This window comes from Paenibacillus thiaminolyticus (genome assembly GCF_003591545.1).
Lineage (GTDB): Bacteria > Bacillota > Bacilli > Paenibacillales > Paenibacillaceae > Paenibacillus_B > Paenibacillus_B thiaminolyticus_A.
The window spans coordinates 2395-3005 of sequence record NZ_QYZD01000079.1 but is presented as its reverse complement, the minus strand read 5'-3'; the positions used below and the strand labels follow the sequence as shown (position 1 = coordinate 3005).

The following is a 611-nucleotide window of genomic DNA, read 5'->3' as shown; positions in this document are numbered from 1 at the left end:
ACTTTTTAAACTACCTTGCTAGGTTAAGCTAGTAAGAGCACACGGAGGATGCCTAGGCGCCAGGAGCCGACGAAGGACGTGGCGAACGACGAAATTGCCTCGGGGAGCTGTAAGCAAGCATCGATCCGGGGATGTCCGAATGGGGAAACCCGGCTGCTGTAATAGGCAGTCACTCACACCTGAATACATAGGGTGTGAAGAGGCATACGAGGGGAACTGAAACATCTAAGTACCCTCAGGAAGAGAAAACAATAGTGATTCCGTCAGTAGCGGCGAGCGAACGCGGAAAAGCCTAAACCGGAGAGCTTGCTCTCCGGGGTTGTGGGACGTCTCACATGGAGTCAGAAAGGTGTTTATTAGACGAAGAGGTCTGGAAAGGCCCGCCAAAGAAGGTAACAGCCCTGTACTCGAAAGTAAATGCCCTCCGAGACGGATCCCGAGTACCGCGGGACACGTGAAACCCCGTGGGAATCCGGCAGGACCATCTGCTAAGGCTAAATACTCCCTGGCGACCGATAGTGAAGCAGTACCGTGAGGGAAAGGTGAAAAGCACCCCGGAAGGGGAGTGAAATAGAACCTGAAACCGTGTGCTTACAAGAAGTCAGAGCCCT

The 611-nt window shown here is 53.4% G+C and carries 1 rRNA gene (running past one end of the window); it reads left to right on the top strand.

Annotation, left to right across the window (positions count from 1 at the left end):
• The first annotated feature begins 21 nt into the window (after window positions 1-21).
• Window positions 22-611: ribosomal RNA gene (locus DQX05_RS29810) — 23S ribosomal RNA — on the top strand (it continues 2343 nt past the right edge of the window).